The organism is Actinoallomurus acaciae, assembly GCF_042429965.1.
In the GTDB taxonomy this organism is placed as follows: Bacteria; Actinomycetota; Actinomycetes; order Streptosporangiales; family Streptosporangiaceae; genus Actinoallomurus; species Actinoallomurus acaciae.
In genome coordinates, this window is record NZ_JBHLZP010000507.1 from 1 (window position 1) to 5,663 (window position 5,663).

The 5,663-nt window shown below is 72.0% G+C and carries 5 protein-coding genes; 1 reads left to right on the forward strand and 4 read right to left on the reverse strand.

The features are described 5' to 3' along the window. The 4 genes from pheT to ACFFNX_RS40205 all read right to left on the reverse strand — a co-directional run. On the reverse strand, positions 1-1,608 hold a 1,608-nt coding region (gene pheT / locus ACFFNX_RS40190; protein WP_378211411.1), incomplete at its 3' end, for a phenylalanine--tRNA ligase subunit beta. Next, positions 1,608-2,717: a phenylalanine--tRNA ligase subunit alpha gene (pheS, locus tag ACFFNX_RS40195; RefSeq protein WP_378211412.1), complete on the reverse strand. Its 1,110-nt coding sequence runs from the start codon at positions 2,715-2,717 to the stop codon at positions 1,608-1,610. The genes pheS and pheT, both read right to left, overlap by 1 nt. A 111-nt stretch (positions 2,718-2,828) precedes the next feature. Further along, the gene (locus ACFFNX_RS40200; RefSeq protein WP_378211414.1) at positions 2,829-3,947 is read right to left on the reverse strand and encodes a sensor histidine kinase; all 1,119 of its coding nucleotides are present in this window, start codon (positions 3,945-3,947) and stop codon (positions 2,829-2,831) included. A 250-nt stretch (positions 3,948-4,197) separates the two neighbouring features. Next, positions 4,198-4,530: an STAS domain-containing protein gene (locus tag ACFFNX_RS40205; protein WP_378211416.1), complete on the reverse strand. Its 333-nt coding sequence runs from the start codon at positions 4,528-4,530 to the stop codon at positions 4,198-4,200. 447 nt (positions 4,531-4,977) lie between these two features. Between ACFFNX_RS40205 and ACFFNX_RS40210 the strand changes: the two genes are divergently transcribed. Beyond that, the gene (locus ACFFNX_RS40210; RefSeq protein WP_378211417.1) at positions 4,978-5,637 is read left to right on the forward strand and encodes a GntR family transcriptional regulator; all 660 of its coding nucleotides are present in this window, start codon (positions 4,978-4,980) and stop codon (positions 5,635-5,637) included. Positions 5,638-5,663: the final 26 nt, after the last annotated feature.

Here is a 5,663-nt window from a genome sequence, read left to right on the forward strand (position 1 = left end):
GCGCCGCCGCGGGTCGTCGGCGGGCAGTTGCAGGGAGTCGCCGTCGCTCTCGGAGGCGAACGGGTAGGCGAGCACCTCGGCGTCGCCGGACGCGGCCAGGGCGCGGCCCACGCGCCGCCGCAGACGCTGGCCGGGTGTGAGACCGCGTCCGGCCACCGAGCGCGGCGCGCGGGCCGGAATGTTCTCATACCCCTCGAGACGGATGACCTCTTCGGCGAGGTCGTTCGGGTCGCGCAGGTCGGGCCGCCACGACGGCGGGGTGACCGTCAGCACGTCGTCGCCGGAGACCCCGCAGCCCACCTCGCGCAGGCGGCGGATCACCGTGTCACGGCCGTAGTCCATGCCGGCGACCCGGTCGGGGTGGTCGGCGCGGATCGTGATCGTCACCGGCTCGACCGGTGCCCGCAGGTTCGTCTCCCCCGGCAGGATCCGCGCGCCGCCGAGTTCGGCGAGCAGGCGCACGGCCGCGTCCGCCGCCTGGCGCTGGAGCTCGTGGTCGACGCCCCGCTCGAAGCGGTAGGAGGAGTCGCTGTGCAGCTTGTGCCGGCGCGCCGTACGGGCGATCGACTCCGCGGAGAAGTGCGCGGCCTCGATGACGATGTCGGTGGACTTCTCGTCCACCTCGGTGGTCAGGCCGCCCATGACGCCCGCGATGTTGACCGGGCCGGACTCGTCGGTGATGAGGATGTCCTCGGCGTCCAGGTCGCGTACGACGTGGTCGAGGGTCTCCATCCGCTCGCCGCTCATCGCCCGGCGCACGACGATCGGGCCCTGGAGCTTGCCGCGGTCCCAGGCGTGCAGCGGCTGGCCCAGTTCGAGCATCAGGTAGTTGGTGACGTCGACGGCCAGCGAGATCGACCGCACGCCGCACTTCTGCAGGCGCCGCGTCAGCCAGATCGGGCTCGGCGCCGCCGGGTCGAGGCCCTGCACCTCGCGCAGGACGTAGCGCGAGCACACCGCCGGGTCCGCGACGGACGCCGGGTAGGAGCCCTCGGCCTGCTCCGGCGGCGAGTCGGCCGCCGGGTCGCGGAACGGCACGGAGAACGCCGTCGCGGTCTCGCGGGCGACCCCGCGGATCGAGGCGGTGTAGCCGCGGTCCGGCGTGATGGCGATGTCGAGGACGTCGTCGCGCATCTGCAGCAGTTCGATGGCGTCCTGGCCGGGCTCGGCGCCGTACGCCGGGGGCAGCACGAGGATGCCCTCGTGCCCCTCGCCCAGGCCGAGCTCGCGCTCGGAGCAGATCATGCCCTCCGACATCCGCCCGTACGTCTTGCGCGCGCCGATCTGGAAGCCGCCGGGCAGCACGCCGCCCGGCAGGATGGCGACGATCAGGTCGCCCTCGGCGAAGTTGGTCGCGCCGCAGACGATGCTCTGCGGCTCGGGGTCGCCGACGTCGACCTGGCAGTGGCGGATCGGCTTCTTGAAGCCCGTCAGCTCCTCGATCGCGAGTACCCGGCCGACGACGATCGGGCCCGTGAGGTCCGCGCCGAGCTCGTCGATGGTCTCCACCTCGAGACCGGCCGCGATCAGCTTCCGCGCGACGTCGCGGGCGGTGACCTCCGGAGGCAGCTCGACGTACTCCCGCAGCCACGAAATCGGGACGCGCATCAGATCTCCATTCCGAAGGCGCGGGTGAAGCGGACGTCACCCTCGACCATGTCGTGCATGTCCTCCACGCCCTGCCGGAACATCAGCGTGCGCTCCACGCCGAGCCCGAACGCCCAGCCGCTGTAGCGCTCCGGGTCGATTCCGCAGGCGACCAGCACGCGCGGGTTGACCATGCCGCAGCCGCCCAGCTCGATCCAGCCCTCGGACCGGCACGTGCGGCAGGGCTCGCCGCCCGGCTCGGCCGACGCGCCGCGGCAGACGAAGCACTCCATGTCGACCTCGGCCGACGGCTCGGTGAAGGGGAAGTAGTAGGGGCGGAACCGGGTCCGCAGGCCCTCGCCGAACATGCCGGTGACGAACGCCCCGATGGCGCCGCGCAGGTCGGCCATCGTGATGCCCTCGTCGACGACGATGCCCTCCATCTGGTGGAAGACCGGGCTGTGCGTCGCGTCGAGCTCGTCGGTGCGGAACGTCTTGCCCGCGCAGACGACGTACACCGGCAGCTCACGGCCGAGCAGGGCGCGGATCTGCATCGGCGAGGTGTGCGTCCGCAGGACCAGTCCGGACTCCTCCGACTCGACGAAGAAGGTGTCCTGCATCTCCCGTGCCGGGTGCGCGGGCGGGAAGTTCAGCGCGTCGAAGTTGAACCACTCGGCCTCGACCTCCGGCCCCTCCACGATCTCAAAGCCCATGGAGACGAAGACGTCGGTCATGCGCTCGGCGATCGTGGTCAACGGGTGCCGGGCGCCGCGCGGGGCGCGGTCCCAGGGCAGCGTGACGTCGACGGCCTCCTCGACGAGGACCCGCTGGTCGCGCTCGTCCTCCAGCTCGGCCTGGCGGCGCTTGAGCGCCTCGGAGACGTCGCGGCGCGCGCCGCCGACGCGCTTGCCGGCGTCGGCCTTGGCGTGCGGCGGCAGGGCGCCGATCTCCCGGTTGGCGAGGGCGAGCGGCGAGCGGTCGCCGGCGTGGGCCAGGCGTACCTGCTTCAGCTCCTCCAGGCTCGAGGCGGCGTCGATCGCGGCGAGCGCGTCCGCGCGCACGCGGGCCACCTCATCCGGATGCAGCGCGGTGACCTCGACCGGGTCATAGGACTTGTTGGGTGCGGACATCGGTTCGAGCAACTCCAGCCAACGGCGATTCGAGTCATCTGGGAAAACCAGCACACCCCGGCCGCTCGTGGCGGCTCCGGGGGGAGCGTCAGGAAGCCCGCGCGAGCGCTCTCAGGCGAAGTCTGGAGCCCCGGCGGGCAGGCTAAATCGGAACTCGGCGCCACCGCCGGGCGCACGTCGTACGGTGATGCCGCCACCGTGCGCCTCGACGAGGCCCTTCACGATGTAGAGGCCGAGGCCGGTGCCGCCGCGCGGCTGGCCGTGACCGCGCCAGAACTGCCGGAAGACCCGGGGCACGGCCTCGGGCGGGATGCCATCGCCCTCATCGCGCACGGACACGACGGCTCCCTGCTTGCGTGAGTCCGGCTCCACCACAATGGTGACAGTACCAGCACCGTGCCGAAGGGCGTTCTCGACGAGGTTGCCGAGGATCTGGTCGATCTTGTCGGGGTCGAGCCACATCTCGGGCAGCTCGCCCAGCACCTCGACCTTGAAGCGCGAGGCCGGCTCCCCCGCCACCACACGCCCCTTGACCACCTTGTGCACCTCTTCGATCACGTCGACGACCTGGCGGCGCATCTCCAGCCGGCCGGCCTCGATGCGGGACACGTCGAGCAGCTCGGTGATCAGCCGGGTCACCCGGTCGGCGTCGGCGTTGACCGTCTCGAGCATGACGCGCTTCTGGTCGTCGTTGAACCGGTGCCACTTGGCGAGCAGCGTCGCGGTGAAGCCCTTGACGCTGGTCAGTGGCGAGCGCAGCTCGTGCGCGACCGTCGAGACGAGGTCGGCGCGGTTGCGCTCCTGGCGGGCGCGCTGGATCGCGTCGCGGAAGGCCACGGTGAAGGAGGCGACGCTGCCGTCCTCGGCACGGGTGTAGGACGCGGTCACGAGCAGCTCGGGGCCGTCGGCCAGGTGCAGCGGGCGCTCGGGGTGGCGGGTGCGGGTGGCCAGGCCGGCGTACGGGTCGAGGCAGCGCCACCAGTCGCGGCCGTCGGCGTCGTACAGCGTCAGGACCTCGGCGAAGTCGCGGCCGAGCGCGTCGGCCCGCCCGATGCCGGTCAGGCGTTCGGCCGCGCGGTTGAACACGACCACGCGGCGCTCGGCGTCGGCCACGAGCAGCCCGTCGGGCAGCGTGTCCGGGCAGAGTCCGGCGGCGGAATCGCTCGGGTGGGGGCCCGATCCGCCCACGGCCGCTCCCACCTCCCAGTGTCCATGATGCGCGAACGGCATGACTCTAATGCGCACGAGGAAACACCGCCACGCAAGCGCGTTAATGCGAGGTCCCCAGCGTGTGTCGATACCGTCCGCGCTGTTCGGTCTCGACGGCGGACGGTATCGCGCGTGGCGCCTGAACGCACACCGGACCCGGCCGCGCGATCGCATGAAGGCGGGCACGAAATGCACGTCGGCCGCCGGAAAACAGCAGTCCAGCCCGATTTCGCGCGCAGCCCTTTCCTCGTGCCGGGCTTCTCGCGATCGGTCAGGTCGTGAGGGCCTCGTCGGCGTCGTCGTAGGGGCGGAAGAGCTGGTCGAGCCGGGTGATCCGCAGGATGCGGCGCTGCGCCGGGCGCACGCCGGCCAGGCGGAGCGAGCCGCCGTCCCGGCCGAGGCGGTTGTTGACGCCCACGAGGGCGCCGAGACCCGCGGCGTCGCAGAAGCGCACGCCGGTGAAGTCGGCCACAATGTGGGTGCAGCCGTCGTCGGCCAGGGCGAGCAGGATGACGCGCAACTCCCGCGAGGTGTGCACGTCGATCTCGCCGACGATCTCCACCACGGCCGACGCGCCGTCGCGGCGCACGACCCGGGCGGTCATGTCCCGCCGTGTCCCTCCAGGACAACGCCGCACGGCCCGGCGCGCGGCGCGCGCCCCTGCGGTGGCCACCTCGCAGCCCGCCGACCTCCGGCGGCGCGGCGTCGGAATGCCACTCACGTTCGTGTTCACGGTTTCGCCCCGTTCATCGAATGACCCATAGACACCATAGGCAACTCTTAGGACGCACGTATCCCACCGTAGGTTGGTTCAGTCTCCTCCCTACGATGGAGCTCACCACCGATCATGTCGCGTTTTACCGAAATGAGCGAGTCCTGGGCTTTACTGCCAGTTTAGGGCGTAGATGATATTTCAGTGGCCCACCTGAGGGGATGATTCGGTGGATTCGCCGGTGATGTGCCCTGACGGGCCGCCGTCGCGTGTCCCCGGGCCCCGCGGACACGATCCGGCCGGGCACGGCGTCCTTCGGTGACTTAGGGTTGGTCGCCGATGGCCGACAACACCCTGGGCTCCAACCACCGCCCACTCCGCGACGTGGTCACGGCGGAGCTGCGCCGCCTGATCCTCCAGGGCGAGTTCATGCCCGGCGAGCGTCTGGTCGAGGACCGGCTGGCCGTGCGGCTCGGCGTCTCCCGCAACCCGGTGCGCGAGGCGATCCGGGTGCTCGCCGCCGAAGGGTTCGTCGAGGTGACGCCGCGGCGAGGCGCCGCCGTGGCGAGGCTGTCCCCGGACGAGGCCGAGGAGCTCTTCGACGTGCGCGTGGCCCTGGAGGGCCTCAGCGCGCGCCTGTCGGCCCGCAAGGCGACGCCCGACACCGCCGACCGGCTCCGCGCGGTCCTGGAGTGCGCGGGCCTGGCCGTGGACGAGGGCCGGCTCGGGGATGTCGCCGATCTCAACACCGCCTTCCACACCACGGTGGCCGACCTGGCCGGCAACGCGTACCTGAGCCTGGTGGTGGGCCCGCTGCTCCGCCGCGCACAGTGGCTGTTCCAGCAGACCGCCAGGCACCGGGCGCCGCACTCCTGGACCGAGCACCTCAGCCTCTACGAGGCCATCGCCGCGGGCGACGAGCGTGCGGCCGAGGCCCGGGCGATCGCCCACGTCGAGGCGGCGCGGCGCTCCTACCTGGCGGCTCTGGCCGAGGGCTGACCTCCGGCGACGGCGCCCCGGCGCCC

Coding starts and splice junctions, on each gene's coding strand:
- ACFFNX_RS40200 (WP_378211414.1), bottom strand. CDS start 3,947: ATGCCGTTCGCGCATCATGGACACTGGGAGGTGGGAGCGGCCGTGGGC.
- pheS (WP_378211412.1), bottom strand. CDS start 2,717: ATGTCCGCACCCAACAAGTCCTATGACCCGGTCGAGGTCACCGCGCTG.
- ACFFNX_RS40210 (WP_378211417.1), top strand. CDS start 4,978: ATGGCCGACAACACCCTGGGCTCCAACCACCGCCCACTCCGCGACGTG.
- ACFFNX_RS40205 (WP_378211416.1), bottom strand. CDS start 4,530: ATGACCGCCCGGGTCGTGCGCCGCGACGGCGCGTCGGCCGTGGTGGAG.